The sequence below is a fragment of the Hylemonella gracilis str. Niagara R genome, assembly GCF_000600295.1.
Classification (GTDB): domain Bacteria; phylum Pseudomonadota; class Gammaproteobacteria; order Burkholderiales; family Burkholderiaceae_C; genus Hylemonella; species Hylemonella gracilis_A.
The window spans coordinates 2,618,352-2,644,128 of sequence record NZ_JEMG01000001.1; the positions used below are offsets into that span (position 1 = coordinate 2,618,352).

Genomic DNA, 25,777 nt, shown 5'->3' on the forward strand with positions numbered 1-25,777 from the left:
AATAGATCACCAGCGCGCCCTGCGCACCCATCCACCAGCTGAAAGGCCAGCCAAAAAACGTGAAGTTCAGGTCACGGGCGAAGTACCCGACCACAAAGGTCACGACGAACCATATCGCCAGCAGGATTGCCGTGATATTGAGGTTCTTACGCCAGTACTGGCGATGCGCATCGGTCAATTGCATGCTGATCTACCTCCAAAACGCCCTCGCGGGCAAGTTGCTAACGATGTTGCAACCGCCACACATGTCTCCTCGTGGCCTGCAAACCTGGTTGCGACTCTCACTACTGCGGCGCCCCCGCGCAACGCGGGCAGCGCCACCGGGGCAGGACACTGCCCAACGCACACGACGAATCAGGCGGACGGCGACACGCGCAGTCCGGTTTCGCGTTCGAGTTGGGCAGCGACCTTGGGTTCGAATCCGTGGAGGTGGCGAATGATCTTCGCCGCCTCCTCGGGCTCGTGCCGATCCACATGAACCCGCGCCAGCTGGTACCAGCCGAACGGACTCATGGGTTGCAGTTCCGTGTTTTTCTTCAAGGCCGCCACCGCTTCGTCGTAACGACGGGCCTGGATCAGCACCAGCGCCAAGCCATACCAGGCACGGTCCATCTTGGGGTCGAGTTCCAACGCACGACGCAATGCCTGTTCGGCGCGCTCGGGCTGGCCGGACTCTTCCAGCAGATACCCAAGGTTGAACCAGTCGGCGGCCAGGGGCGCGTGTCCTTCGCGGACCAATTGCTCCTGGGCGGCCAGGGCTTCCTTCATGCGCCCTTGTTGGGCGAACACATGGGCCCGGCTGGCCAAGGCGTACCGATCATCCGGTCGCAGCGCGAGCATGGCCGCAAAGCAGCGCAAGGCGGCCTCTCGGCGGTTGAACAGCAGCAAAGCAATGGCCTGCCACTTCAGGAACAGGTAAGACAAGTGCTGGCTCATTTGCACAGCTCCACGCCAATCTGCACGCAGGTCTGGATGCGGTACAAGGTCGCAACCACCCAAATGAACAGCAGCATCAGAAAGGCCACCAGCGGCACATGCTGGTCCAACACCACGCGGGGCGACAAATGGCGCGCCAGCCACACGAAAGGACGGCCAATGGCTGCCAGGGCCTGATAAAAAAAGTTCTGTTGCTTGCGCGCACCCGCGAGCAAGCCCAACACCCACTGCCCCAGCAGGGCCATGAGTGCGATTTCAGCGATCAATTTGATGTACAGCGTGGCTGTCAGCATGTGAAACAGTTCCCGGATGATCCGATCCCAGGCGCAAATTTCGCAAACAGCCCCTCATTTACGACAAATTACAGGCTATTCACTTGCGCGACACCGGCTATGGTCGCGGGAATCGCCCCGGGATGCCAGACGGGGTTTTCCTATGGGCGGGTTTTCCCGAAAAATCCCCGGGGCCGGGCAGCTCCGCCCACGGGCAAAAAAAAGCCACGCAGAGCGTGGCTTGGATCGGATTCGGATCGATCTCAGCTGGCCAGTTTCTGCCAGGTTTCCACCACCGAGTCGGGGTTGAGCGAAATGGACGTGATGCCCTTTTCCATCAGCCACTTCGCGAAATCGGGATGGTCGCTGGGCCCCTGGCCGCAGATGCCGACGTACTTGTTCTGCTTGCGGCAAGCGACGATGGCGCGCTCCACCATGAACTTCACGGCGGCATCGCGCTCGTCGAAATCGACAGCCAACAACTCCATGCCGGAGTCGCGATCCAGGCCCAGGGTGAGCTGGGTCATGTCGTTCGAACCGATGGAGAAACCGTCGAAGTGCTCGAGGAACTCGTCGGCCAGGATGGCGTTGGAAGGCACCTCGCACATCATCACGACCTTGAGGCCGTTCTCGCCGCGCTTGAGGCCGTTCTTGCCCATCAGGTCGATCACCTTCTTGGCCTGGCCGATGGTGCGCACGAAGGGCACCATCAGTTCGACGTTGGTGAGGCCCATTTCATCGCGCACACGCTTCATGGCCGCGCACTCCATCGCGAAGGCCTCGGCAAAGTCCTCGCTGATGTAGCGAGAGGCACCGCGGAAGCCCAGCATCGGGTTCTCTTCCTCGGGTTCATAGCGGCTGCCGCCAATCAGCTTACGGTACTCGTTGCTCTTGAAATCAGACAGGCGCACGATGACCTGCTTGGGGTAGAAGGCCGCCGCGATCGTCGCCACGCCCTCGGCCAGCTTGTCCACGTAGAAGGCGCGCGGAGAAGCATGGCCGCGAGCCACCGACTCCACGGCCTTCTTGAGGTCGGCGTCGACGTTGGGATAGTCGAGGATGGCCTGCGGGTGCACGCCAATGTTGGTATTGATGATGAATTCCAGGCGAGCCAGACCCACGCCCGCGTTCGGAATCTGCGAGAACTCGAAGGCCAGCGAAGGCGTGCCGACAATCATCGTCATCTTCACGGGGATGCCCGGCATCTCGCCGCGCTTGACCTCGGTGATTTCGGTGTCCAGCAGGCCGTCGTAGATGTAGCCCGTGTCGCCCTCGGAGCAGGCCACGGTCACCAGGGTGCCGTCACTGACCTTCTCGGTCGCATCACCGGTGCCCACGACCGCCGGAATGCCCAGCTCGCGCGCGATGATGGCCGCGTGGCAGGTGCGCCCGCCGCGGTTGGTCACGATGGCACTGGCGCGCTTCATCACCGGCTCCCAGTTCGGGTCGGTCATGTCGGTGACGAGAACGTCACCGGGCTGCACCTTGTCCATTTCGGCGGACGACTGGACGATGCGCACCGGGCCCGTGCCGATCTTCTGACCGATGGCGCGACCTTCGGCCAGCACCCGGCTTTTCTTGGCCTGGTCGCCCTTGAGCTTGTAGCGCATCTCCGACTTGCCTTCGGACTGGCTTTTCACCGTCTCGGGGCGAGCCTGCAGGATGTAGAGCTGGCCGTCGGTGCCGTCCTTGCCCCATTCGATGTCCATGGGACGGCCATAGTGCTCCTCGATGATCAGGGCGTACTTGGCCAGTTGCTCCACTTCGGCATCGGTGAGCGAGTAGCGATTGCGCTGCTCGGTCGGCACGTCAATGGTCTGGACCAACTTGCCCGTGGCCTTCTTTTCCTCGGGGGTAGAAAACACCATCTGGATCAGCTTGGAGCCCAGGTTGCGGCGCACCACGGACTTCTTGCCGGCCTTCAGCGTGGGCTTGAAAACGTAGTACTCATCGGGATTCACGGCGCCCTGCACCACCGTCTCGCCCAGGCCGTAGCTGGAGGTGATGAAGACCACGTCCTTGAAACCGGACTCGGTGTCGATGGTGAACATCACGCCGGCCGCGCCCTGGTCGGAACGCACCATGCGCTGCACGCCGGCTGACAGGGCCACGACGTCATGGGCGAAACCCTTGTGCACGCGGTAGCTGATGGCGCGGTCGTTGTAGAGGGAGGCGAACACCTCCTTCATCTTGTGCAGCACCTCGTCGATGCCCGTCACGTTCAGGAAGGTTTCCTGCTGGCCAGCGAAGGAGGCGTCCGGGAGGTCTTCGGCCGTGGCGGAGGAACGCACGGCGAAGGAAGCCTTGGGATTACCCGCAGACAGCTTGGCGAATTCGTCGCGGATGGCCTGCTCGAGGTCGGCCGGGAAGGGCTGGGCTTCGACCATGGCGCGGATCTCGGCGCCCGTGGCGGCGAGTGCTCGCACATCTTCCACATCCAGCGCCTTGAGCTTGGCACTGATCTTGTCGGCCAGGCCGGCATGGGCCAGGAATTGGCGGAAGGCGTGGGCGGTGGTCGCGAAGCCGGTGGGCACGCGCACGCCCTGCGGCAGTTGGGAAATCATTTCGCCGAGTGAGGCGTTCTTGCCGCCCACGACCTCGACGTCGCTCATCCTTAGGTTTTCGAACGGTACGACCAGGGCGGTCGGGCTGAAACGTTCAGACATGGTGGAATACTCCAGAGTTTAAAAACCGGGGCATGTCCGAAGACTGACGACGTTCCGATGACCTTTGTATTTCTTCTTGTCGGGCGGGAACTTGCAGCGAGGGACATGTGGAAGAATTCAGGGCAGCCGTTCAAGACCGCCCACCATTCTAAGGGAGTCGGCCAGCCGCCCCATCCCTTTCCCCTTACGCCCGCCCCCACCTCACCATGCCCAACCGCACCGTCTTCTTCATATCCGATGGCACCGGCATCACCGCTGAAACCTTCGGCAACGCCGTGCTGGCCCAGTTCGAAGCGCAGTTCCGCCATGTGCGCCTGCCCTTCGTGGACAACGCCGAGAAGGCCCACCAGGCGGTGCGCCAAATCCGGCACACGGCCGAAGTCGAGGGGAAAAAACCTATCGTCTTCACCACACTTGTGAATGAGGAAGTGCGCACCATCATTGCCGGCGCCTGTTCGGACACCCATCAAAGCATGATGTTGGACATGTTCGGCGCCTTCGTCCATCCGCTGGAGGAAGAGCTGGGCCTGACCTCCAACCACCGCATCGGGCGTTTCTCGGACATCAGCAAGAGCCAGGCCTACAACGACCGCATCGAGGCCATCAACTACAGCCTGGAACACGACGACGGGCAATCCAACAACAACCTGTCCAGCGCGGACGTCATCCTCGTAGGCGTCTCGCGCAGTGGCAAGACGCCGACCTCGCTCTACCTCGCCATGCAGTACGGGCTCAAAGTCGGCAACTACCCGCTGATCCCCGAAGACTTTGACCGCCAGCAACTGCCCCCCGCGCTGACGCCCCTGAAGAAAAAACTCTTCGGCTTGACCATCGACCCCACACGCCTGGCCCAGATCCGCAACGAACGCCGCCCCAACTCCAAGTACGCCAGCCTGGACAATTGCCGCTACGAAGTCGCGGCCGCCGAATCCATGATGCGCCGCACCGGCATCCGCTGGCTCTCGACCACCACCAAGAGCATCGAGGAAATCGCAACCACCATCCTGCAGGAGATCAAGCCGGAGCGGCTGGCTTACTGACCTCGAGAGGGAACACTCAGGTCGGCGCTCCGACGCCGCACCATTCAAACGCCCCAGCGTTCGCGCCAACCAGAGGGCGGCAGACCCGTCCAGCGCTTGAAGGAACGGCGAAAGTTGTTGGCGTCGTGAAATCCCAGCCAAGCCGCGATCTGCTCATTGTCGCAACCGCGTCGGATCAAGGGCCAGATCGCATGTGCCCGGGCTTGGTCCAGCTCTGCTTGAAAATGCGTGCCGTGCGCGGCCAATTGGCGCTTCAGGGTGGCCGGACTGACGCCAAAGGCACTGCTCGCCTGTTCCAGCGTAGGCGCCAGGCGAGCGCGTTCATGCAACCAATCGTACAGAGCCGACAGCAGGCCACGTGGGCGATCGGCATGCTGGACCCCGGCCAGAGCGGCCGACACTGCCATCGCGCTGCCGCGCGGCCAAGGCCGCTCCAACCAGTCCCGCGGCAGGTACATGGCATCCAGGTAGTCGTTGAACCGCACGTCCGGCCCCAGTTGCACCCGGTATTGCTCCAGGTGAGCGGGTTGCGTGCGGTTGAAACGAAAGCGCCAGGGCAGGCGCTCCCCACTCAGCCACCGGCTCATGCCGCTGACGGCGGCCATCATCATGTCGATCAAAAACGGCCGCAAGACCACGGGCAGGCCGGCGTCCGTCCAATGCAGCACGACCCAGCCCCCCTCATCGCCCGAGGCCGCCGCCTTGCCTTGCTCCTCGTCGAGCAACAGCAGGTGCGGAACCAGCAAAGGACTGAGTAAACCCTGATGCGTGATCAGAATCTCCAGTGCCTGGCGCAGGTGAACGGCCCGCGACAGCGCGTGACTGAGCTCGCCGTGATGCCCAGGCAGCAACTCGCTACCCAGCACGAAAGCCGTGTCGGCCGCGGGCAAGGCACTCTCCAGATTGGACAGCATCCGCGCGATGTCGTCCGGGCTCAACAAGGTTTCGGCCCGCAACAAATCCCCCGCGCGCAGGCCCGTGCCGCGCAGCAGAACTTCAGCCTCCAGATCACGCGCCCGCGCATGCTCCAGCAATGGAACAGCCTGATGCCTGGCCTGGATGAAGCGGGTCTGCCGCTGGTACACCACGCATGGCGTGGCCTTGGCATGCATGACGACGGTCCCCGACACCAGGCGGTCAGACCGCGTTTCCCGAAGCAATCGCGGCGCTTGTGACTCCCAGGCCCACCGCCGCAGCAGACGACACCTTGGCCGTGGACTCCGGACGCTCGAGCGCGGCGTCCAGGCGCGCCAGCAATTGCCGTGGCTCCCCGGCCAACTGCGCGCACACCACCCGCGCTGACACCGCGACGCGCAAGCCGGTTCGCGTATGGTGGGCGAGCAGACCCAAGCATTGCCGCAGCTGCGCGGCCCCTTGAGCCGCCTGGGCCTGGTCCGTGGCGGGCAGCAGGATCGCGTAGCGGTCACCCGCGTAACGGCACAGCAAATCCTGCGGCCGCAGGTTGAGCAGCAGCAGATGGCCAACCGCCTGCAGCAATCGATCACCCTCGCGCGCGCCATGCAGGTGGTTGATGCGGTGGAACTCGTCCAGGTCCAGCAGCACCAGACTGGCGGGTTGCCCTGGGTGCCGCGCCTGTTCGAGTGCGATCTGGCGCCGCAGGTAGTCCGCGCCGGCCAGTTGCGTGAGTCGGTCGAAGGCGCGATGGTCACGGAACAGACGCTCGCGCTTTTGCATGTGTTCGTTGAGCGTGAACTGCTCCTGCCGCCAGCCATACAGGCCCAAGGTCAGGATCAACATGCCGATGGGCACCAGGGCCTCGATGGCGTTGTCCAGGTACTGCGTCGTCGGCAAGCGGAAAAACTCGTCCAGGCAATCGGCCCAGGCCCCCAGCATGATGAGTGCCAGCCCGCCGGCGAGCTGAGCCGTCACCCGTCCGCCTGGTCGGCTGCTCAGGATCAACAGCGCCCACAGCGCCGACATCAGCGCAGTGCCACCTTCCGCCGCGATGTCCATCCATTTCCAAGACTCGGCGGATCGCCACTCACCCCATCCACCATAAAGGGCTGCGCAACAAAGCGCCACGCCCAGCAGGGCCCAGACGGCGGGCAGGTAACGCGAGGACATGGACCAGAACTCCAAAGACGAGGGACAAGACGGGCAAGCAGACGGGCATCCTGCGTGCCATGCGTGACAGTTTGATGGCGAGGTCAGACATCCACGCACCAGCCACGCATCCACGCGTCTCGCCGATGCAGACCCGCCCGCCGCCGCGGCGGGCTCACCATCACCCGGGACAGTGCCAGGGCCTGGACCACATCCACATGTGCGCCCGTTTGGGGGTGGGGGTTCAAACAGCTCACGGCGGACTGGGGGACATGACTGAGAGTTGTATTTGAGCGAGCGACCAGAACGCCATGGCACCACACGGATCCGCACGGGCCAATCAGCTCAGCAAGGCAGTCGCGTGCGTGCCTGACCGTCCGGCGGACGTCCCACGGGGCCTTGCTGTCACGGATCTGCCATGCGCCCCACCTAGTCTCCCGCCGGCTTGCGTACCTCCCCAACCCAACACCTCTTCCAGGAAACCATGTCCATGCACCGCCGCCTGCTGTCACCCCTTGCATCCTTTCCCGGCTGCCCCACGCGCGTAGCCACCGCCGTCCTGCTCGCGCTTGGCGCGCTTGCAGCCCATGCCCAACAGGCCACCGCAACCCAGGCCAGCGACCCCACCGTGATGAAGACCCTCGAATCCGTGGTGGTGCGCGGTGACATCGCCTACCGCGACCGCACCGAGGACATCGCCCCCACGCTCACTTACGGTCAGGAATATTTCCAGCGCTTTGAACCCTCCACCGCGGGCGACATGGTCAAGCGCGTTTCCAGCGCCACCTTCGTGAGTGACGTGCTGGAGTACGACGCGGTGCAATTGCGTGGCCTGGCGCCGGCTTACACGCAGGTGCTGGTCAACGGCAAGAAAGTTCCTGGCGCAGGCGATGACCGCTCCTTCTGGCTGGACCGCATCCCGGCGGAGATGGTCGAGCGCGTGGAAGTGCGGCGCAGCGCCAGCGCCAACCGCAGCGGCGACGCCATGGCCGGCGCCATCAACATCGTGCTGCGCGACGCTTATGCATTCGACGGCAGCTACATCCGCGTGGGCGCCACACATTACGACGACGGTGAAAACAAACCCACGGTCGGTCTGGTGTCCGCGGGCGAGGCACTGGGGGGCCGCATCCTGGTGAGCCTGAATGTGCAGGACCGCTACAACCCCAAGAAGAAGCGCAGCGACCGCTGGGCCGAACCCGGTGGCGCCTTCAAGGACGCGGAAGACCAGACCGACACGCGCGACGGTCAGGACTATTCAGCCACGGCGTCCTACACCGCCGATGTCGGCGACAGCGGACGCTTCAAGGTCGATGGTTTCTACGTCAAGACCGACCGCGAACAGAAAGAAGTCTCCACCGAGTACAACGCCCCCACGTTCGCCGACGCAGATGAATACGCCAGGGTTCCCGGCCTGACGGATTGGGACCAGACCAACTGGGGCCTGGGCGCGGAATACAAATTCGACATGGCGGGTGGTGCCACGGAGATCGGCCTCACTTACGCGCGTTTCAAGGACAAGAACATCGAAAGCGAGGAAGAGCACAAGTACGAGAACGGCCCGGCATGGGATTGGGTGGAAAGCTCAGCGGAAAAAACCGTCTTCGACTCGCAAGACGCCGAGACTGGCCTGCACCTCGCGCACAAGCGCCCCATGGGTTTCGCCGACATGGAATTCGGCCTGGACTACGCCTACAAGAACCGCATCACCAAGTACACCCCATACGAATGGGAAGACGAGGCGGACGTTGGACACACGGCGCCTGATCCGGTGGAATACGAAGTAGACGACGCCATCAAGAACACCATCACCGAGCGGCGCACCGACCCCTACCTGATGCTCTCGGGCAAAAGGGGGGCGCTGGGCTGGGAAACAGGCCTGCGCTATGAAACGACCAAGGTGACGGTTGAATCCGTTGACGACGGCAAGGTCGACAACGATCACAACACGGTGCTGCCCTCGCTGCACCTTCAATACGCGCTGGACGAGACCAACCGCGTCAACCTCTCGCTGGCCCGAACCGTGCGCCGTCCGGACTTCAATGACCTGCTCAACGGCACGCTGGAAGAGGAATACGAGGACGACAGCGACTTCCGCGGCAACCCCAGGCTCGACCCCGAAACCGCCAACGGCCTTGATCTGGGCTTCGAGCGCCGCCTGGGCAAGCGCGGCGTGGTCGGCATCAATGTTTTCTACCGCCAAGTGCAAGACCTGATCGAATTGGTCAACACGGGCGAAGAAGGCTCGGCAGGCCCTGGCACATTCGTCTACACCGTGAAGAATTCGGGCGACGGCAAGGTCTGGGGCGTGGAGCTGGACCTCTCCACCCCGTTGAGCGCGCTGGGCCTGCCCGACACCGGCGTGTTCTTCAACTACTCGGCGCTGGACAGCGAAACCGAGGACTTCATGGGCAAGCGCCGCTTCAACAACCAGGCGAAAAGCCTCTACAACATCGGCTTCATCCAGAACCTGCCCAGCCTGGAAAGCAGCTTCGGCGCCAGCTACCGCAAACAGGGCGAAGCCAAGAGCCGCATGCTGAACGAAGAGGGCACTACCACGTACGACGCCGATCTGGAAGTCTTCGTGGAAAAGCGCGTGGGCAAGAGTTTCTCCTTGCGCCTGTCGGGTGCCAATTTGCTGGACGCGGAGAAGAAGGAAGTCTTCCACAAATTCGCCAGCGAACAAGACCAGAAAGACCGTGTCTACGACGAATACGAGATTGAGACCGAAAAAGCCGGTCCGCGCATTCAGCTCGTGGCACGCTACGCATTCTGATCCGAAGGCTGCGAACCTTCACCTTCAATGGCTCTGATTCCACCGACCCAACAGACGAACCATGGCACCTCACCGTCAGCACGACGAGCGCACACCCCGTTCCCGCTCCACGAGCGCCCGCATCCTGGGGGCACTCACTACCGCCCTGAGCTGCTTCTCGGCCAACGCAAGCACGCCCTTGGCCACGGCCACACCGGCCGTCGCCCAGGTGTTGGCCGCCGCCGAGGAATCGATGGCCTTGCCTGGCAGCGCAGAGGGGGGCTGGTTGGTGGTCGAACCACAGACGGTTCGCCTGCTGGATGCCACGGGTCGCGAGCGCGACCGCCTGCCCGTGAGAGCCGAGCACCTCGACCTTCGGCCGAGCGGCAACACCAGGGCCGCGAGGGCCGTCGTCTTTGACAGCGATCACCAGCAGCCGCTGCTCTTGACGATCAAGGACTTCCGCCTGCAATTGGCCCACCGCTTCGAGCCGGTGGACTATGCGCTGGAGGCCATGTGCCTGTACCGCGATGGCCAGGGGCTGGACCACCTGTTCATGATCGCCAAGGACGGTCTGGCCGAGCAATGGTTGTTGCCCCTGCCGGACGCCCAGGGCGCGCCGCGCCTGCTGCGCCACCTGGCACTGCCCCCCAACGCCGAAAGCTGCCGGGGCGACGACCAACGCGGGTTGATCCTGATCGAGGAAGGAACCGAAACCGGTCGCGGTTTCTGGGCCTACGCCGCCGACGGTGAAGGTGTGCCGCGACGCCGTTGGTTGGGCGCCAAGCTACCACCCGCGGATCGTCTGCCGACCTGGTCCTCGGCCACGGCCCGCCTGCCCTACGTCCTGCCCAGTGCGCAGACCGATCCGGTGGCCCGCAGCGGCGATGCCGCCGATGACCCCGCCATCTGGATCCACCCCGGCGATCCGACACGCTCGCGCATTCTCGGCACCAACAAGAAACAAGGCCTGCTGAGTTATGACCTGCAAGGCCGACAAATGCAGTTGATCGAGTCGGGTAGGCTCAACAACGTGGACGTGCGGCAAAACCTCCACATCGGTCCATCCACGAACGAGACCGCCGTGGACCTGGCGGTGGCCACGCAGCGCGACGACAACACGCTGGTGGTCTTCGAGATCGACGCACAGGGCCAGGCACGTGAAGCCGCGCGCATCGCGACCGGACTGAAGGACATCTACGGCATGTGCCTGCACCGCACGCCGCGAGGCGGACTGGAGGCCTTCGTCAACGACAAGAGTGGGCGTTTCGAACATATCCGCATCACGCGACAGCAGCAAGGCAGCGAGATCAGCTACGCAGGTGAGCGTCTGCGCGTCTTTAGCACCCGCAGCCAGCCAGAAGGCTGTGTGGCAGACGACGCCCAAGGGCGCTTGTTCTTCGGCGAGGAAAAACGCGGTATCTGGACCCTGCCCACCGCCACAGATCGCCGGGAGTCGGCGCAGCTCATCCTCGGCGTGGGGCCGTGGCTGGTGGCTGACGTGGAAGGTTTGGCGATCTACCGCAGCGCGAACAGCCAGGCGTCCTACCTCATTGCCTCCAGCCAGGGCAACAACAGCTACGTGGTGCTCGACGCGCTGCCGCCCCACAAGGTGCGCGGCGCCTTCCGCATCGGCATCAACGCACAGGCAGGCATCGACGGCGCCTCCGAAACCGATGGCCTGGAAGTCAGCCCGGTTCGTCTGAGCGGCGCCTACGATCAAGGAATGCTGGTCGTGCAGGACGGCTACAAGCGCCTGCCCGACGGCGCCCAAAACTTCAAATACATCGCTTGGCGCACCATCGCGCAAGCACTGGGCCTCAATTAATTTGTTAGGAATAATTCTTATTCATATAATGTGCGCTGGCGGTGCCGCTTTGTGGCCTGGGCCTCCTGGGTTGGTCTGGCCTCGGAAGGCATGCCGTACTTGTTTTTTTCTTTTCCCTCGCCTGACCGTCACGCTTCTTTCGTCTCCTGCCCACCCTGTTTTTGCCCGTACCCGTGAATCCCGGACTTCAACGCCCCGCCATGCTGGCTGACACACCCCAAGCCCGTCGCGCTGGGGCAGTTGACGCGCGCGGGCCTGGGCACCGGACACCGTCGCGAACAACGCATCATTTTTCGCGCATCGCGTCGCGGTGGCCCGCAATGCGCCACAGCCTGTTGACTTTCCTGAATGACCGGCGTTTTCACGTCGCCATGCTCGTCGCCTTTGCCCATGCTGGCGCAATCTGGCTACTCCAGCAAAGCGGCTCCCCACCAGGTTCGACAGAAACCCTGGTGAATGGCGAACTGGTGAGCGAGATCGTGGCGCCACCCACACCCACGGTAGCGCCCCAGCCGCAATCTGCGGCCAAACCCCAGCCGCGTCCCACCCCGCCGCAGCCGCCGCAACAGGTGCAGCCCACGCCACCCGTGCAGGACACACCGTCCCAACTGGTGCAGGAAACGCCCCAGCCACAAACACCACAAACCGAAGCAGCGCCAATCGAGACCCCCGTGGTGGCGCAGGAGTCGGCAGCGCCGCCTCCACCGCAACGTACCGAACAGCCTTCGGTCGACGCCAGCTACCTCTATAACAAGCACCCTGCCTATCCAGAGGTCAGCCGCCGATTCAACGAACAAGGCCAGGTCATCGTGCGCGTGCTCATCGGCACCAAAGGCGAGGTGCTGCGGGCGGAGTTGGGCAAATCCAGTGGCTTCGTGCGATTGGACCGCACGGCGGTCTCCGCCGTGCGCGGCTGGCGTTTCCTGCCTGGCAAGCGGGACGGTCAGGCCGAGGCCATGTGGTTCAACGTACCGATCAACTTCGTGCTTGAGCAATAAGGCGCGACCTGTTCCATTTTTCTTCTGGAGTTTTGTCTATGGATTCGCAATTCGGTCTGTCCCACGTCTGGGCCCAGGGGGACTGGATCACGCGCAGCGTGGCCCTGCTGCTGCTGGGCATGTCCATCGCCTCCTGGGTGGTCATCGTGCTCAAGGCCCTGGACCTGATGCGCTGCCGCAAGCAGGCCGCGCTGACCGAGGACTTCTGGCACAGCGCCGACTTGGCCGAGGGCCTGAACCGTCTCAACCTACCGAAGGACAAGCGCCCGCAAGACAACTTCTTCCGCGCCTTGGCCGAGGAAGGTCGCGAGGCCGCGCTGCACCACCGCAACGCCAAGGCAACGTTGCACGACAGCCTGGACGTGAGCGACTGGGTCACGCGCAGCCTGCGCAACAGCATCGACCACGCGAGCGCCAAGCTGCAGGGCGGCCTGGCGGTGCTGGCCACCGTGGGTTCCACCTCGCCCTTCATCGGCCTGTTCGGCACCGTCTGGGGCATCTACCACGCCCTGCTGTCCATCGGCGCATCCGGCCAGGCCAGCATCGACCAGGTGGCCGGCCCCATCGGCGAGGCGCTGATCATGACGGCCTTCGGCCTGGCCGTGGCCATCCCCGCCGTGCTGGGCAACAACGCCTTGGTGCGCGGCAACAAGGCCGTGCTGGGCCAGCTCAACAGCTTCGCCCACGACCTGCACGCCTATTTCGTGACCGGCGCGCGCGTGCACAGTCACGCGAAGCAGAAGGTCGTCTCCATGAAGAAGGCCTGAACGTGGCCTTCGCACCCCGCATCTGAAATATCAGCGCCATGTCCTTTTCAAGCTCCAACGACGGCGACGAGGTGATGGGCGAGATCAACATGACGCCCCTGGTGGACGTCATGCTGGTACTGCTCATCGTCTTCATCATCACCGTGCCGGTGATGAACCACTCCATCCAGGTCAGCCTGCCGCAGGCCAGCAGCCAGCGCGAGGAGATCAAGCCCGAAACCCTGCGCCTGGCCGTGGACGCGGCGGGTGAATACAACCTCAACGGCAGCCCCATCACGGCCGCCGAACTGCCCGGCGTGCTGCAGGCCGAGGCCCAGCGCGAACCCGTGCCCGACCTGCACATCAGTGGCGACAAGGCGGTGCGCTACGAGCATGTGGCCAAGGCCATGGCCATCGCCCAACAGGCGGGACTGAAAAAAATCGGCTTCGTGACGGAGCCGGTCAAATAAGCGACGGGTTTTGCCGTCGCGCGTGATCAGCCCCCACCGTACAACCAGGGCTGGTCCATCAGCTTGGCGCCCAGCAGGCGCAAGCCCGCGTCCCGCACCCAGGCGACGGGGCCGCGCAGGTGGTAAATGCGCCCGTTGCGCGCGGCGCGCGCCTGCACCTGCGCATTGCGCTGCCAACGGTTGAGCGCGTAGCGCTGTAGCAGCACAGGGGTGTCGATCAGGGCACCGAGCTCACGCGCCTGACCCAGCAGGCGGCCCAGCTCGGCCGCGTCCTCGATCGCCATGCCTGCGCCCTGAGCCAGGTAGGGCCGCATGGGGTGAGCCGCGTCGCCCAACAGGGCCACGCGACTTTGCGCCATCTGGGCAGCGCCCTGCACCGGCGGGCGGTCGTTCAAGGCCCACAGACGCCAGGACGGCACGGCCGCCACCAGCTCACGCAAGAGTGCGCAAGCGTCCACCAAACGCGCCTGCAGCTCGGCGGTGCTGGCCGCGTGGTCCCAGTGTGCCGGGTCCGCAGGCGCAGCCCCTTCGACGATGGCGACGACATTGAGCCAGTCGCCACCGCGCACCGGGTACTGAACCACATGCAGGCCCGGCCCCAGCCAGACCGTGACGCAGGTGCTGCGCAAGGCCGCAGGCAGTTCGGCCTGCCGGACCAGGGCGCGGTAGGCCAGATGACCGGTACCGCGCGGTGGCCCGTCGCCCAGCAGTTGGGCACGCACCCGGCTCCAGAGGCCGTCTGCGCCGATCAGCAGATCACCCTCCACCTCCAGCCCATCTTCGAAGCGCACGCGCACGGAATCCGCGGAAGCCTCGTAAGTCTCGAGCGCGCGGCCAGCGTGCAGCCAGAGGCTGTCCGCCTGCTCACGCTGCAGAACGTTGAGCAACAGTTCGTGCAGATCGGCGCGGTGGATGCAGAGGTAAGGTGCGCCGTAACGCTGCGGAAAATCCGCCAGCGGCAGGCTGGCCAACGTCGCGCCATCCGCCGCGCGCCGCGCCCACACGCGGTCCGGACGGGCCACCACCTGGGCCAGGGCGGCTTCCAGCCCCCAGCCCTGCAGCACACGCACCACGTTGGGACCGAGCTGGATGCCAGCACCGACCTCACTGAATTCCGCCGCACGCTCGTACAGGCGCACCCGGCAGCCGGCGCGGCGACAGGCCAGCGCGGCGGCCAGTCCACCAATGCCACCGCCCGCGATCAAGACATCAGGCAACACCCGTCATCCCCTCCACCGGACACGCTTTGCACCGCTGGCGCGGCGCCTCATTCGACCCGAGTGACACCGGTTGGCTTGAAGCCCAGGTCCGCCGCCTTGCCCTTGCGGCCACGCGTCGCCTTGGCGTTGTTGAGGCTGCGAATTTCCAGCGTCTCGTCGCGTTCCTTGCCACCGCGTCCCAGGCCTTCGATGCGCACGCTGCGGGTGTAGGCCGCTGCGCCAGCGAGCGTGTCCTTGGGCTCCAGGTCGATCAGCATCAGGCCGCGCCCGCCACTGGGCATGGGCTTGAGCTCGCCGATCTGGAAGCTCAGGATGCGCCCGCCGGTGGACACGCACGCCACGTGGCTGGCCGGGCTGTACAGGCCGCCCTCGGTCGCGCTCGCGACCACACCCGTGGAAGGGTTGGGCGCGTGCGCCATCGAGGGACGGCAGATCGTGTCGGGCGTGCCGTCGCTGCCGCAATTGATGAAGGCCTTGCCGCCCTTCTGCCGCGACACCATGTTCTCCACCTGGGCCAGGAAACCGTAGCCACCCGAGGTGGACAGCAGCAGCCAGGCCGAGGCCGGACCCGCGTAGTAGTGAACCAGCTGCGTGCCAGCTTCCAGCTCGATCATCGTGGTCAGCGGCTGACCGTCGCCGCGCGCGCCGGGCAAGGCCGAGACCGGCACGGAATAGACACGGCCGTTGCTGCCGAAAGCCAGCATCACGTCCACCGTGCGGCATTCGAAAGTGCCGTAGAGGCCATCACCGGCCTTGAAGGCGAAGCTGGCCGGGTCATGCCCATGGCCCTGGCGCGCGCGCACCCAACCTTTTTGCGACACCACGACGGTGACCGGCTCATCAACGACCTTCACTTCGGCCACGGCCTTCTTCTCGGCCTGGATCAAGGTGCGGCGCGTGTCCCCGAAGGCCTTGGCGTCGGCCTCGATCTCCTTGACCATGAGCTTGCGCAAGGCAGCCGGACTGCCCAGGATGTCCTTGAGTTCTTTTTCCTTGCCGCGCAGTTCGTCCAGTTCCTGCTCGATCTTGATGGCTTCCAGCCTGGCCAATTGGCGCAGGCGGATTTCGAGGATGTCCTCGGCCTGCCGGTCACTCAAGCGGAAACGCTTGATCAGCGCGGGCTTGGGTTCGTCCGAGTTGCGGATGATCCTGATGACCTCGTCCACGTTGAGCAGCACGGTCTGCCGCCCTTCGAGGATGTGGATGCGGTCCTGCACCTTGCCCAGGCGGTGTTGCGAGCGCCGCGCGATGGTCTGCTGGCGGAAGGTGATCCATTCCTCCAGCATCTGGCGCATGGACTTCTGCACCGGCTTGCCGTCCAGCCCCACCATGGTGAGATTGATCGGCGCGGAAGTTTCCAGGCTGGTGTGGGCCAGCAGCGTGGTGATGAGTTCGCTCTGCTCGATCTTGCTGGTCTTGGGTTCGCAGACCAGGCGCACGGGTGCGTCCTTGCTCGACTCGTCGCGCACGCCATCCAGCACGGACAGCAGCGCGGCCTTGAGCTGAGCCTGCTCCGCCGTCACGGACTTCTTGCCCGTCTTGACCTTGGGGTTGGACAGCTCCTCGATTTCCTCCAACACCTTCTGCGTGCTGACGCCGGGCGGCAATTCGGTCACGACCAGTTGCCATTGGCCACGCGCCAGCTCCTCGATCTTCCAGCGCGCGCGCACCTTGAGCGAGCCGCGCCCGGTGCGGTAGGCCTCGGCGATGTCGGCTTCGGCACTGATGATCTGCCCGCCGCCGGGATAGTCCGGGCCAGGCAACAGTTCGAACAGTTCCTCGTCCTTGAGCTTGGGCGACTTGATCAGGGCCACGCAGGCCGCGGCCACCTCGCCCAGGTTGTGGCTCGGAATTTCGGTCGCGAGACCCACGGCGATGCCGCTGGCGCCGTTGAGCAGCGTGAAGGGCAAGCGTGCGGGCAACTGCTTGGGTTCCTCGGTGGAACCGTCGTAGTTGGGCATGAAGTCCACCGTGCCCTCGTCGATCTCGTCAAGCAGCAGCGTGGATATCTTGGCCAGGCGCGCCTCGGTGTAGCGCATGGCCGCCGCGCCGTCGCCGTCGCGGCTGCCGAAGTTGCCTTGGCCGTCGATCAGCGGGTAGCGCTGCGCGAAGTCCTGCGCCATGCGCACCAACGCGTCGTAAGCCGCCTGGTCACCGTGCGGATGGAAACGACCCAGCACGTCACCGACCACGCGCGCGCTCTTGACAGGCTTGGCGGCCGTGTTACCGCTGTAGCCCAGGCCCATGCGCTCCATGGCGTAGAGGATGCGGCGCTGCACCGGTTTCTGCCCGTCGCTCACATCGGGCAGGGCCCGGCCCTTGACGACGGACAGCGCGTATTCCAGGTAGGCGCGCTGGGCGTAGTTGGCGAGCCAGAGGCTGTCGCCGGTTTCGCCCTGGTTCAGATCGATGGTTTCAGTGCTCATGATGCTTCTACTCACACGTCGATTTCAACGGCATCGCCGTGCAACTCCATCAGCTCACGGCGCGCGGCGGCCTCGCCCTTGCCCATGAGCTTGGTGATCTCGTCCTCGGTCTGGCGCGTGTCATAGCCGCCCAACTGCACCTGCAGCAAGCGACGGGTATCGGGGTTGAGCGTGGTCTCCCAGAGCTGCTCGGCATTCATTTCGCCCAGGCCCTTGAAGCGGCTGATCTGGCAGCGTTCCTTGGCCACGCCTTCCTTGGCGGCCTTATCCAGGATGGCGGTCAGCTCACCCTCATCCAGCGCGTAGGCCTTGGCCGCCGGCTTCTTGCCGCGCGCGGGCATGTCCACGCGGAACAGCGGTGGGCGCGCCACATAGACATGGCCGGTCTCGATCAACTTGGGGAAGTGGCGGAAAAAGAGCGTGAGCAGCAGCACCTGGATGTGCGAGCCGTCCACATCGGCGTCGGAGAGGATGCAAATCTTGCCGTAGCGCAGGCCGCTCAAATCGGGCTCGTCGTTCGGGCCATGCGGGTCCACACCGATGGCGACCGAGATGTCGTGGATTTCGGTGTTGGCGAACAGACGGTCGCGCTCGACCTCCCAGGTGTTGAGCACCTTGCCACGCAGGGGCAGGATGGCCTGGCTTTCCTTGTCGCGGCCCATCTTGGCGCTGCCGCCCGCGCTGTCACCCTCGACCAGGAACAACTCGTTGTGCGCGAGGTCCTTGCTTTCGCAGTCGGTCAGCTTGCCTGGCAACACGGCCACGCCGCTGCCCTTTTTCTTCTCGACCTTCTGGCCCGCGCGCTGGCGCGTCTGCGCGGCGCGGATGGCCAGCTCGGCCAGCTTCTTGCCATATTCGACATGCTGGTTGAGCCACAGCTCCAGTGCGGGCCGCACGAAGCTGCTGACCAAGCGCACCGCGTCGCGTGAATTCAAGCGCTCCTTGATCTGGCCCTGAAACTGCGGATCCAGCACTTTGGCCGACAGCACGTAGCTGGCGCGTGCGAACACATCCTCGGGCAGCAGCTTCACACCCTTGGGCAGCAGGGAATGCAGGTCGATGAAGCTCTTGACGGCGTTGAACAGGCCATCACGCAGGCCGCTGTCGTGTGTGCCGCCCGCGCTGGTGGGGATCAGGTTGACGTAGCTCTCGCGCACAGGCGCGCCGTCCTCGGTGAAGGCCACGGCCCAGGCCGCGCCCTCGCCCTCGGCGAAGCTGTCGTTGTCCTCGGCGTAACCCTCGCCCTCGAAGAGCGGGATCACCGGGTCGGAGGTCAGCGTCTGCATCAGGTAGTCGCGCAGGCCGCCCTTGTAGAGCCAGGTCTGGGTGTCGGAGGCCTTGGCGTCCTTGCCCTTCTCCACGGTCAGCGTGACGGTGACACCCGGCATCAGCACGGCCTTGCTGCGCAGCAGATGCGTGAGTTCGCCCATGGGCAAGGCGGCAGACTCGAAGTACTTGGCGTCGGGCCAGACGCGCACCGTGGTGCCTTGCTTGCGCTCGCCGGCCTGCAGCGCGCGCGTCGAGAGTTTTTCCACCACATCGCCGCCCGCGAAACCGATACTCGCAGCCTTGCCCTCGCGAAAGCTGGTGACGACGAGCTTCTTCGCCAGGGCGTTGGTCACGGACACGCCCACGCCGTGCAGGCCGCCCGAGAAGCTGTAGGCCCCGCCCGAGCTCTTGTCGAACTTGCCGCCCGCGTGCAGGCGGGTGTAGACGATCTCGATGACCGGCACCTTCTCCTCTGGATGCAGGCCGTGCGGGATGCCGCGGCCATCGTCCTCCACGCTGACCGAGCCGTCCGCGTGCAAGATGACGGCGATGCGCTTGCCGTGCCCGGCAAGGGCCTCGTCGGCCGCGTTGTCCAGCACCTCCTGGATGATGTGCAGCGGGTTATCGGTGCGGGTGTACATGCCCGGCCGCTGCTTGACCGGCTCCAGCCCCTTGAGGACGCGGATGGAGCCTTCGGAATATTCAGGGTTAGGTTTGGTCGCCATGGGCTTGCTCGCTTTTTGCGCGCGATTGTAGTGGCAGGACGCATGCCAACTGGATGCGCATCCAGCCACCGCCCCCGCCGATTCCCTGTGCTTGGCCTCAAGCCCTGTTTTGTTTCACGTCCCGTACGTCCTGCACGCGACGACACGGATCCGCCAAAAAGGCTACAGTTCCGGGCGAAACACCCGGCTCAAGCCCACAGCGTCAGCAAGCCAAGCGCACCCAAGAACAAACACACAACAGACTCCGGCCATGAACTCCGCCTCATCCGCCCTTCCCAAACCACTTACCCTCGCCCAGGTGCTGATCTGCGGTGGCGCCATCGTCACGCTGTCCATGGGCATCCGCCACGGCTTCGGGCTCTGGCTGCAACCCGTCACCCAAGCCCAAAACTGGACGCGCGAGACCTTCGCCTTCGCCATCGCGATCCAAAACCTGGCCTGGGGCATCGCGGGCATCTTCTCCGGCATGCTGGCCGACCGTTTCGGCGCGCTCAAGGTCATCCTCGTCGGCGGCCTGCTCTACGCCCTCGGCCTGGCGGGCATGGCCTACGCGGACACGCCCTTGCTGTTCGCCCTGTCCTCCGGCGTGCTGATTGGCATGGCGCAGGCCGGCACCACCTATGCCGTGATCTATGGCGTGATCGGCCGCAACATCCCCGCCGAGAAGCGTTCCTGGGCCATGGGCATCACGGCAGCGGCAGGCTCCTTCGGGCAGTTCTTCATGGTGCCGGTCGAAGGCATTTTCATCGCCAGCTTTGGCTGGCAGCAGGCGCTGGTGCTGCTGGCGCTGATCGCGTTGCTCATCGTGCCGCTGGGCCTGCTGCTGCGCGAGCCGGGTTTCGCCAAGGGCGCCCCCCCCAAACGCGATCAGACCATCGTGCAGGCCCTGCGCGAAGCCTTCGGCTACCCCAGCTTCGTGATGCTGATGGCCGGTTATTTCGTCTGCGGTTTCCAGGTCGTCTTCATCGGCGTGCACCTGCCCAGCTACCTGAAGGACAACGGCCTGCAGCCGCAGGTCGCGAGCTACGCGCTCGCGCTGGTGGGCCTGTTCAACATCTTCGGTACCTACACGGCAGGGCAACTCGGCCAGAAACTGGCCAAGAAAAACATCCTGGCCTTCATCTACTTCGGCCGCTCCATCGCCATCATCGTCTTCCTGCTGGCGCCACTGACGCCCACGAGTGTCTACCTGTTCGCAGCGGTCATGGGCCTGCTGTGGCTCTCGACCGTGCCGCCGACCAACGCGGCCATCGCGCAGATCTTCGGCGTGGCGCACCTCTCGATGCTCAGCGGTTTTGTCTTCTTCAGCCACCAGATCGGCAGCTTCCTCGGTGTCTGGCTGGGTGGCTACCTCTACGACAAGACGGGCAGTTACGACGTGGTCTGGTACATCAGCATCGCGCTGGGTGTGTTCGCAGCGCTGATCAACCTGCCGGTGCGCGAGGCCGCCATCCAGCGCCGTGCCCCGGCCACACAAGGCGCTTGACATGACCCGCCTGCACCGTCTGCTGATCTGGGCCGCCGCGCTCGCGGCGGTGGCGGCGGCGTTCGCGCTCTACCTGCGACCCGACTTCATGGTGACGCTGGCCGACCAGGTCTGGGCCTGCTTCTAAGCCTCCATTCCAAGCCCGCGCATCCAATCCGTAACCCCGAGCCCGACACCACGGTCCATCCGAACGGCCCGGCCGGTACATGACACAACAACACCCAGGAGACCGTCCGCCATGCAGACCCTCGTGATCACCGGTGCCTCCGACGGCATTGGCGCCGAACTGGCGCGCCAACTGGCCACGACCCACGGCGCCGATGCCACCCTGGTGCTGGCCGCGCGCCAGCGTGACGCCCTGGAAGCCGTGGCCGTTCAATGCCGCCAGGCGGGTGCGCGGGCCCTGGTCGTGCCCACGGATGTGTCGGACGAAGCCCAGTGCCGCGCGCTGACCACCGAAGCCGTGCGGCAGACCGGACGCATCGACGTGCTGATCAACAACGCCGGCGTCTCGGCCCAGGCCCTGTTCGCCGAGGTACGGGCCGAAGACCTGGGCTGGTACGAGCGCCTGATGCGCGTCAACCTCTGGGGCAGTGTCTGGTGCACACACGCGGCGCTGCCGCAGTTGCTGGCTACGCGCGGCCGCATCGTGGCCGTGTCCTCGCTCGCGGGCTTGGTCGGCGTGCCGGGCCGCACCGCCTACAGCGCGAGCAAGTTCGCGATGAGCGGCTTCTTCGAGGCGCTGCGCGCCGAACTGAAACCCACCGGCGTGAGCGTGACCACGGCCTACCCTGGGGTGGTGGCCACGCGCATCCGCCACCATGGCTACAACGCCCGGGGCGAGGCTGCAGGCAGCAGCGGCCTGAAGGAAGAAGGGGCCATGAGCGTGGAAGAATGCGCGCGCCTGATCCTGCGTGGCATGGAACGCCGCCAGCGCGAGGTGGTGATGACGACGAAGGGCAAACTCGGGCGCTTCCTCAAGCTGCTCGCGCCCGGCCTGGTGGAAAAAATGGCGCTGGCCGCGCTCAAGGATGAGGTCAAACCGCGTTGAAGACCACGCCCTCGGCCACGCTGGTCATGGCGCCTGCCACGGCGTGCGCCCCGTTGGCGCCCTCCCCACTGCAGCCCCCTTCCGAATGGGTGCGACGCTGGGCGCACCTGGTGCCTATGGGCCATACCGCCGGCACGCAGGACGGCCAGGTCCTGGACTTGGCGTGCGGCCGCGGACGCCACCTGCGCTTCTTCCATGAACGCGGCCATCCGGTCGTGGGCGTGGATCGCGACTCCATGGCCTTGGCCAACGCACGCGCGGCCGTGCCACCCGCCCAACTGATCGACGCCGATTTGGAGAACGGGCCCTGGCCCCTGTCCGGCCAATTCTTCGCTGGCGTGGTGGTCACCAACTACCTCTGGCGCGCACTGCTGCCGACGATCGTGAGCAGCGTGGCCCCGGGCGGTGCGCTGATCTACGAAACCTTCGCACGGGGCAACGAACGGCACGGCAAACCCTCGAACCCTGATTTCCTGCTGCACCCCGGCGAACTGCTGGCGGCGTGCGCGGCCGGCACCCCGCCGCTGCGCGTGGTCGCCTACGAAGATGTGACGCTGAACGACCCGATGCGCTGCGTGCAGCGCGTCGCGGCCGTGCGGGATTAGTCGGGACCCTGGTCCGGGGACCGTAAAATAGCCCTTTGCCTTCAACAGGCTAGACCTGCTCCAGGCGTCTTCCCCAAACGACCAACCTCTCCTTCCAGTCCGACATGACCCCCATCACTGGCAGCATCGTGGCACTCGTCACCCCGATGCACGACGACGGCAGCGTCGACTACCCCGCGCTGCGTTCCCTGATCGACTGGCACATCACGCAAGGCACGGACTGCATCGGCGTGGTCGGCACCACCGGTGAATCGCCCACGGTCAGCGTCGAGGAACACTGCGAAATCATCCGCGTCTCGGTCGAACAGGCACGCACGCATGCCAAGCATGTGCCCATCATGGCGGGCTGCGGCGCCAACTCCACGGCCGAAGCCGTGGAACTGGCCAAGTTCGCCAAGAACGTCGGCGCCGACTGCCAACTGCAGGTTGTGCCCTACTACAACAAACCCACGCAAGAAGGCCAGTACCAGCACTTCAAGAAGATCGCCGAGGCGGTGGACCTGCCCCTCGTGCTCTACAACGTGCCCGGCCGCACCGTGGCCGACATGGCGCATGACACGGTGCTGCGCCTGGCCCAGGTGCCCGGCATCGTCGGCATCAAGGAGGCTACGGGCAACATCGAACGCGCGCAGTGGCTGATCCGCGAAGTGCCCAAGGTCACGAAGGAACTCAACAAGCACTTCGCCATTTACTCCGGTGACGATCCTACCGCCGTGGCGCTGATGCTGTGCGGCGGCCATGGCAATGTGAGCGTGACGGCCAACGTCGCGCCGCGCCTGATGCACGAGCTTTGCGCGGCCGCGATCGCTGGCGACGTGAAGCGGGCGATGGAAATTCAGTTCCGCCTGATGCCCCTGCACCGCCAGTTGTTCGTCGAACCCAACCCCATCCCCGTCAAATGGGCGCTGGCGCGCATGGACCGCTGCGGCGGCGCCCTGCGCCTGCCCCTGACCCCCTTGTCGGCCAGCGGCCAAACCGCCGTGGAAGGCGCCTTGCGTGCCGCCGGCCTGCTCTGAACAACACCACGGCTGTGTGACGTGGGTCCGGCGCCGCCGGCCTGCTCCCAAGAAGGAAAATCCTTTGAACCCCCTTGCTCCTCTTCGTTCCCGCGCACTGCAGCGGGGCCTGCTTCTGCTGTCGACCCTGCTGCTTGCCGCCTGTGCCGCGCTCGAGGGCGACAAGGTGGACTACGGCGCCGCTGTCCAGAACACACCGCTGTCGGTGCCGCCCGACCTGACGCAGTTGCCGCAGGACACGCGCTATACCTTGCCCGGCGCCACCGTCAGCGCCAGCACCTATGGTGGGGGATTGAGCGGCACCTCGTCGCGGGCGCCCCTGGGACAAACCGTGGCCCCCAACCCGCCCGGCCTGCGCCTGGACGGCCAGGGCGGCACGCGCTGGCTGGTCGCCACGGGCATGACGCCCGAAGAGATTTGGCCCAAGCTGCGCGCCTTTTGGGAAGAAACCGGGCTCAAGCTCTCCCTGGACGATCCCAAGCTCGGTCTCATGGAAACCGAGTGGGCCGAGAACCGCGCCAAGCTGCCGCAGAACTTCTTGAGCAAGCTGCTGGGTCCCGTGATGTCCACCAGCACGCTGGACACCTACCGCACCCGCGTCGAGCGGGTCGCAGGTCCCAATGGCAGCACCAGCACCGAGATCTACATCAGCCATCGCGGTCTGGAAGAGGTCTACCGGGACGACAACAGCAGCAACCCGGACGGTTCACGCAAGACCACCTGGCAGCCCCGCGCCTCGGATCCGGAACTGGAAATCGAGATGCTGCGCCGCCTGATGCTCAAGCTCGGCGCGCCCGCTGAACAGGCCGCAACGCAGGCGGACCGTCAGCTCGCCGCCTCGAATGATCCGGCCCAGGCTGCCCCCAAGACCGCGCAGCTTGAGCAACGCAACGGCCAGCCCGTGGCCACCGTGCGTGAGCCCTTCGACCGCGCCTGGCGTCGTGTCGGCCTCACGCTGGACCGCAGCGGGTTCACGGTGGAGGACCGCGACCGCAGCCAGGGCATCTACTACGTGCGTTATGTGCAGCCGCCCAAGCCCGGCGAGGAAGAACCCGGATGGTGGGCGCGGACCTTCGGCGGCGCCAAGCCACTGGACAAGACCCCGCGCCGCTACCGTATCACCGTGCGTGCCGAGGGGAACCTCAGCACGGTCGCCGTGCTCAACGCCGAGGGTGTACCCGAAACGTCGGAACAGGCGCGCAACATCCTGCAGGTGATCGTGGACGACCTGCATTGAACATCGAGCGAAGGCAGGGCATGGACACACGCGGAGCCCGTGGACGCCAGTCCGCGATGCCCCTGCGCCTCTTCAGTCGGCGAGGCATGGCACCCCTGCTGGCCGCGCTGGCCTTGTTGACCGCGCCCCTGGTTCGTGCCCAATTCGGGGACACAGGGGGTGACGGCCAAGCCGGCGTGGACAGCGGGCAGATCGGCTTGGCCGTGCTCAGCACCCCGCGTTACATGGGCGCGGAAAACAACCGCCTGCGCGTCCTGCCCTACCTCAGTTACCGCTGGGCCAATGGCTGGTTCATCGATGGGCTCAACGGCCTTGGGCATGCCTGGACGCTGGAACCCGGTCGTCGCGTGGGCCTGCACCTGGGCGTCTCGCCCGATCGCGAGGAAAGCGACGATTCAGCGCTGCGTGGCATGGGCGACGTGGACCGTGAGGCCGAGCTGGGCGCCTTCGCGCATCAGCGCCTGGGCACTTGGCTGGGCGGAGGCTTGAGCGCCCGAACTCACCTACGCTACGGGGCTGGCGAGGATCACAGGGGCGGGCAGGCCGAGCTGGGTCTGGGCTGGGGCAGGCGCCTGGCGCAGCGCAGCTTGATGAATCTGGGCCTGTCCGTGGCCTGGGCCAACCAGAACTACATGCAGACCTACTTCGGGGTCACGCCTGCACAATCGGTGTCGAGCCACTACGCCGAGTACCAGGCCGATGGCGGGCTGCGGGACCTGCGCCTCTCGCTGGGTTTCATCCAGCTTTTCTCGCCCACGACCACCGGCCTGCTCATGGTTGGGCAGACCTGGTGGCAAGGCGAGGCGACGGACAGCCCCCTGGTGCAGGAACGCCGCAACACCATGCTCATCGCGGCACTCACATACCGCTTCTAGACGCTGGACGGCCATCCCTTGCGCCGCCGCGCGCACAGCCCAAATAAAAAGCCACCGCATCTCTGCGGTGGCTTTTGCTTTCTGGCGCCATG

22 protein-coding genes are annotated in these 25,777 nt (G+C 65.2%); 13 read left to right on the forward strand and 9 right to left on the reverse strand.

Going from position 1 to position 25,777, the window contains the following annotated elements:
• From AZ34_RS18560 to ppsA, 4 genes are all read right to left on the reverse strand, one after another.
• A partial coding sequence (locus AZ34_RS18560; protein WP_035608371.1) for a DUF4212 domain-containing protein occupies positions 1-184 on the reverse strand: 184 nt, incomplete at its 3' end.
• 170 nt (positions 185-354) lie between these two features.
• A complete protein-coding gene (locus AZ34_RS12080; protein ID WP_035608374.1) occupies positions 355-936 on the reverse strand; it encodes a tetratricopeptide repeat protein in 582 nt (193 codons plus the stop codon).
• Positions 933-1,229 carry a hypothetical protein gene (locus AZ34_RS12085; RefSeq protein ID WP_035608375.1) on the reverse strand — a complete coding sequence of 99 codons (297 nt, stop codon included), beginning with the start codon at positions 1,227-1,229 and terminating at the stop codon, positions 933-935. The genes AZ34_RS12080 and AZ34_RS12085 overlap by 4 nt, the downstream gene beginning before the upstream one ends.
• Before the next feature lie 242 nt (positions 1,230-1,471).
• Positions 1,472-3,874 carry a phosphoenolpyruvate synthase gene (gene ppsA, locus AZ34_RS12090; RefSeq protein WP_035608377.1) on the reverse strand — a complete coding sequence of 801 codons (2,403 nt, stop codon included), beginning with the start codon at positions 3,872-3,874 and terminating at the stop codon, positions 1,472-1,474.
• Positions 3,875-4,080: 206 nt separating this feature from the next.
• Here ppsA and AZ34_RS12095 point away from each other — a divergent pair, with 206 nt between their 5' ends.
• The gene (locus AZ34_RS12095; protein ID WP_035608379.1) at positions 4,081-4,914 is read left to right on the forward strand and encodes a pyruvate, water dikinase regulatory protein; all 834 of its coding nucleotides are present in this window, start codon (positions 4,081-4,083) and stop codon (positions 4,912-4,914) included.
• 44 nt (positions 4,915-4,958) lie between these two features.
• Here the strand turns inward: AZ34_RS12095 and AZ34_RS12100 are convergent, their stop codons facing one another.
• A complete protein-coding gene (locus tag AZ34_RS12100) occupies positions 4,959-6,026 on the reverse strand; it encodes an AraC family transcriptional regulator (RefSeq protein WP_035608382.1) in 1,068 nt (355 codons plus the stop codon).
• Between the two features lie 25 nt (positions 6,027-6,051).
• Positions 6,052-6,999, reverse strand: coding sequence for a GGDEF domain-containing protein (locus AZ34_RS12105; protein ID WP_081767196.1), 948 nt, complete (start codon positions 6,997-6,999; stop codon positions 6,052-6,054).
• Between the two features lie 463 nt (positions 7,000-7,462).
• Here AZ34_RS12105 and AZ34_RS12110 point away from each other — a divergent pair, with 463 nt between their 5' ends.
• The 5 genes from AZ34_RS12110 (at position 7,463) to AZ34_RS12130 (ending at position 13,775) form a co-directional block, all read left to right on the forward strand.
• Complete coding sequence (locus AZ34_RS12110; protein WP_051509763.1) at positions 7,463-9,754, forward strand: TonB-dependent receptor plug domain-containing protein; 2,292 nt, start codon at positions 7,463-7,465, stop codon at positions 9,752-9,754.
• Between the two features lie 61 nt (positions 9,755-9,815).
• Complete coding sequence (locus tag AZ34_RS12115; RefSeq protein WP_051509765.1) at positions 9,816-11,561, forward strand: phytase; 1,746 nt, start codon at positions 9,816-9,818, stop codon at positions 11,559-11,561.
• 320 nt (positions 11,562-11,881) lie between these two features.
• Positions 11,882-12,559: an energy transducer TonB gene (locus AZ34_RS18915; RefSeq protein ID WP_051509767.1), complete on the forward strand. Its 678-nt coding sequence runs from the start codon at positions 11,882-11,884 to the stop codon at positions 12,557-12,559.
• A gap of 38 nt (positions 12,560-12,597) precedes the next feature.
• On the forward strand, positions 12,598-13,326 hold the full coding sequence (locus tag AZ34_RS12125) for a MotA/TolQ/ExbB proton channel family protein (RefSeq protein ID WP_035608384.1): 729 nt from the start codon (positions 12,598-12,600) through the stop codon (positions 13,324-13,326).
• A 38-nt stretch (positions 13,327-13,364) separates the two neighbouring features.
• The gene (locus AZ34_RS12130; protein WP_035608387.1) at positions 13,365-13,775 is read left to right on the forward strand and encodes an ExbD/TolR family protein; all 411 of its coding nucleotides are present in this window, start codon (positions 13,365-13,367) and stop codon (positions 13,773-13,775) included.
• A 26-nt stretch (positions 13,776-13,801) separates the two neighbouring features.
• Here AZ34_RS12130 and AZ34_RS12135 read toward each other — a convergent pair whose 3' ends face one another.
• The 3 genes from AZ34_RS12135 to AZ34_RS12145 are packed head-to-tail and all read right to left on the reverse strand — an operon-like array spanning position 13,802 to position 19,415.
• Positions 13,802-14,995, reverse strand: coding sequence for an FAD-dependent monooxygenase (locus tag AZ34_RS12135; protein ID WP_035608391.1), 1,194 nt, complete (start codon positions 14,993-14,995; stop codon positions 13,802-13,804).
• Positions 14,996-15,042: 47 nt separating this feature from the next.
• A complete protein-coding gene (gene parC / locus AZ34_RS12140) occupies positions 15,043-17,421 on the reverse strand; it encodes a DNA topoisomerase IV subunit A (protein WP_035608394.1) in 2,379 nt (792 codons plus the stop codon).
• Between the two features lie 11 nt (positions 17,422-17,432).
• Positions 17,433-19,415 carry a DNA topoisomerase IV subunit B gene (locus tag AZ34_RS12145; protein ID WP_035608397.1) on the reverse strand — a complete coding sequence of 661 codons (1,983 nt, stop codon included), beginning with the start codon at positions 19,413-19,415 and terminating at the stop codon, positions 17,433-17,435.
• Positions 19,416-19,665: 250 nt separating this feature from the next.
• Between AZ34_RS12145 and AZ34_RS12150 the strand changes: the two genes are divergently transcribed.
• The 7 genes from AZ34_RS12150 to AZ34_RS12175 all read left to right on the forward strand — a co-directional run bounded on the left by AZ34_RS12150 (position 19,666) and on the right by AZ34_RS12175 (position 25,685).
• The gene (locus tag AZ34_RS12150) at positions 19,666-20,901 is read left to right on the forward strand and encodes an MFS transporter (RefSeq protein WP_035608400.1); all 1,236 of its coding nucleotides are present in this window, start codon (positions 19,666-19,668) and stop codon (positions 20,899-20,901) included.
• Between the two features lies 1 nt (position 20,902).
• Positions 20,903-21,028 carry a hypothetical protein gene (locus tag AZ34_RS18920; protein WP_269320445.1) on the forward strand — a complete coding sequence of 42 codons (126 nt, stop codon included), beginning with the start codon at positions 20,903-20,905 and terminating at the stop codon, positions 21,026-21,028.
• A 111-nt stretch (positions 21,029-21,139) separates the two neighbouring features.
• Positions 21,140-21,952: an SDR family oxidoreductase gene (locus AZ34_RS12155; protein WP_035608403.1), complete on the forward strand. Its 813-nt coding sequence runs from the start codon at positions 21,140-21,142 to the stop codon at positions 21,950-21,952.
• Positions 21,953-21,978: 26 nt separating this feature from the next.
• The gene (locus tag AZ34_RS12160; RefSeq protein ID WP_051510165.1) at positions 21,979-22,557 is read left to right on the forward strand and encodes a class I SAM-dependent methyltransferase; all 579 of its coding nucleotides are present in this window, start codon (positions 21,979-21,981) and stop codon (positions 22,555-22,557) included.
• A gap of 104 nt (positions 22,558-22,661) precedes the next feature.
• Positions 22,662-23,573, forward strand: coding sequence for a 4-hydroxy-tetrahydrodipicolinate synthase (gene dapA, locus AZ34_RS12165; RefSeq protein ID WP_035608405.1), 912 nt, complete (start codon positions 22,662-22,664; stop codon positions 23,571-23,573).
• Positions 23,574-23,637: 64 nt separating this feature from the next.
• Positions 23,638-24,810, forward strand: coding sequence for an outer membrane protein assembly factor BamC (gene bamC, locus AZ34_RS12170; protein ID WP_231495521.1), 1,173 nt, complete (start codon positions 23,638-23,640; stop codon positions 24,808-24,810).
• Positions 24,811-24,830: 20 nt separating this feature from the next.
• Positions 24,831-25,685 (forward strand): MipA/OmpV family protein, encoded by an 855-nt coding sequence (locus AZ34_RS12175; RefSeq protein ID WP_081767197.1) that lies wholly within the window; start codon positions 24,831-24,833, stop codon positions 25,683-25,685.
• Positions 25,686-25,777 lie beyond the last annotated feature (92 nt).

Bases quoted from the DNA above. Each gene is read 5' to 3' on its own strand.
- AZ34_RS12160 (WP_051510165.1), top strand. From the start codon at position 21,979: ATGGCGCCTGCCACGGCGTGCGCCCCGTTGGCGCCCTCCCCACTGCAG.
- AZ34_RS12150 (WP_035608400.1), top strand. From the start codon at position 19,666: ATGAACTCCGCCTCATCCGCCCTTCCCAAACCACTTACCCTCGCCCAG.
- AZ34_RS12105 (WP_081767196.1), bottom strand. From the start codon at position 6,999: ATGTCCTCGCGTTACCTGCCCGCCGTCTGGGCCCTGCTGGGCGTGGCG.
- AZ34_RS12110 (WP_051509763.1), top strand. From the start codon at position 7,463: ATGTCCATGCACCGCCGCCTGCTGTCACCCCTTGCATCCTTTCCCGGC.
- AZ34_RS12130 (WP_035608387.1), top strand. From the start codon at position 13,365: ATGTCCTTTTCAAGCTCCAACGACGGCGACGAGGTGATGGGCGAGATC.
- AZ34_RS12100 (WP_035608382.1), bottom strand. From the start codon at position 6,026: ATGCATGCCAAGGCCACGCCATGCGTGGTGTACCAGCGGCAGACCCGC.
- AZ34_RS12085 (WP_035608375.1), bottom strand. From the start codon at position 1,229: ATGCTGACAGCCACGCTGTACATCAAATTGATCGCTGAAATCGCACTC.
- AZ34_RS18920 (WP_269320445.1), top strand. From the start codon at position 20,903: ATGACCCGCCTGCACCGTCTGCTGATCTGGGCCGCCGCGCTCGCGGCG.
- AZ34_RS12145 (WP_035608397.1), bottom strand. From the start codon at position 19,415: ATGGCGACCAAACCTAACCCTGAATATTCCGAAGGCTCCATCCGCGTC.
- AZ34_RS12095 (WP_035608379.1), top strand. From the start codon at position 4,081: ATGCCCAACCGCACCGTCTTCTTCATATCCGATGGCACCGGCATCACC.
- AZ34_RS12080 (WP_035608374.1), bottom strand. From the start codon at position 936: ATGAGCCAGCACTTGTCTTACCTGTTCCTGAAGTGGCAGGCCATTGCT.
- AZ34_RS12125 (WP_035608384.1), top strand. From the start codon at position 12,598: ATGGATTCGCAATTCGGTCTGTCCCACGTCTGGGCCCAGGGGGACTGG.
- AZ34_RS12175 (WP_081767197.1), top strand. From the start codon at position 24,831: ATGGACACACGCGGAGCCCGTGGACGCCAGTCCGCGATGCCCCTGCGC.
- ppsA (WP_035608377.1), bottom strand. From the start codon at position 3,874: ATGTCTGAACGTTTCAGCCCGACCGCCCTGGTCGTACCGTTCGAAAAC.
- AZ34_RS18915 (WP_051509767.1), top strand. From the start codon at position 11,882: ATGCGCCACAGCCTGTTGACTTTCCTGAATGACCGGCGTTTTCACGTC.
- parC (WP_035608394.1), bottom strand. From the start codon at position 17,421: ATGAGCACTGAAACCATCGATCTGAACCAGGGCGAAACCGGCGACAGC.
- dapA (WP_035608405.1), top strand. From the start codon at position 22,662: ATGACCCCCATCACTGGCAGCATCGTGGCACTCGTCACCCCGATGCAC.
- AZ34_RS12115 (WP_051509765.1), top strand. From the start codon at position 9,816: ATGGCACCTCACCGTCAGCACGACGAGCGCACACCCCGTTCCCGCTCC.
- AZ34_RS12155 (WP_035608403.1), top strand. From the start codon at position 21,140: ATGCAGACCCTCGTGATCACCGGTGCCTCCGACGGCATTGGCGCCGAA.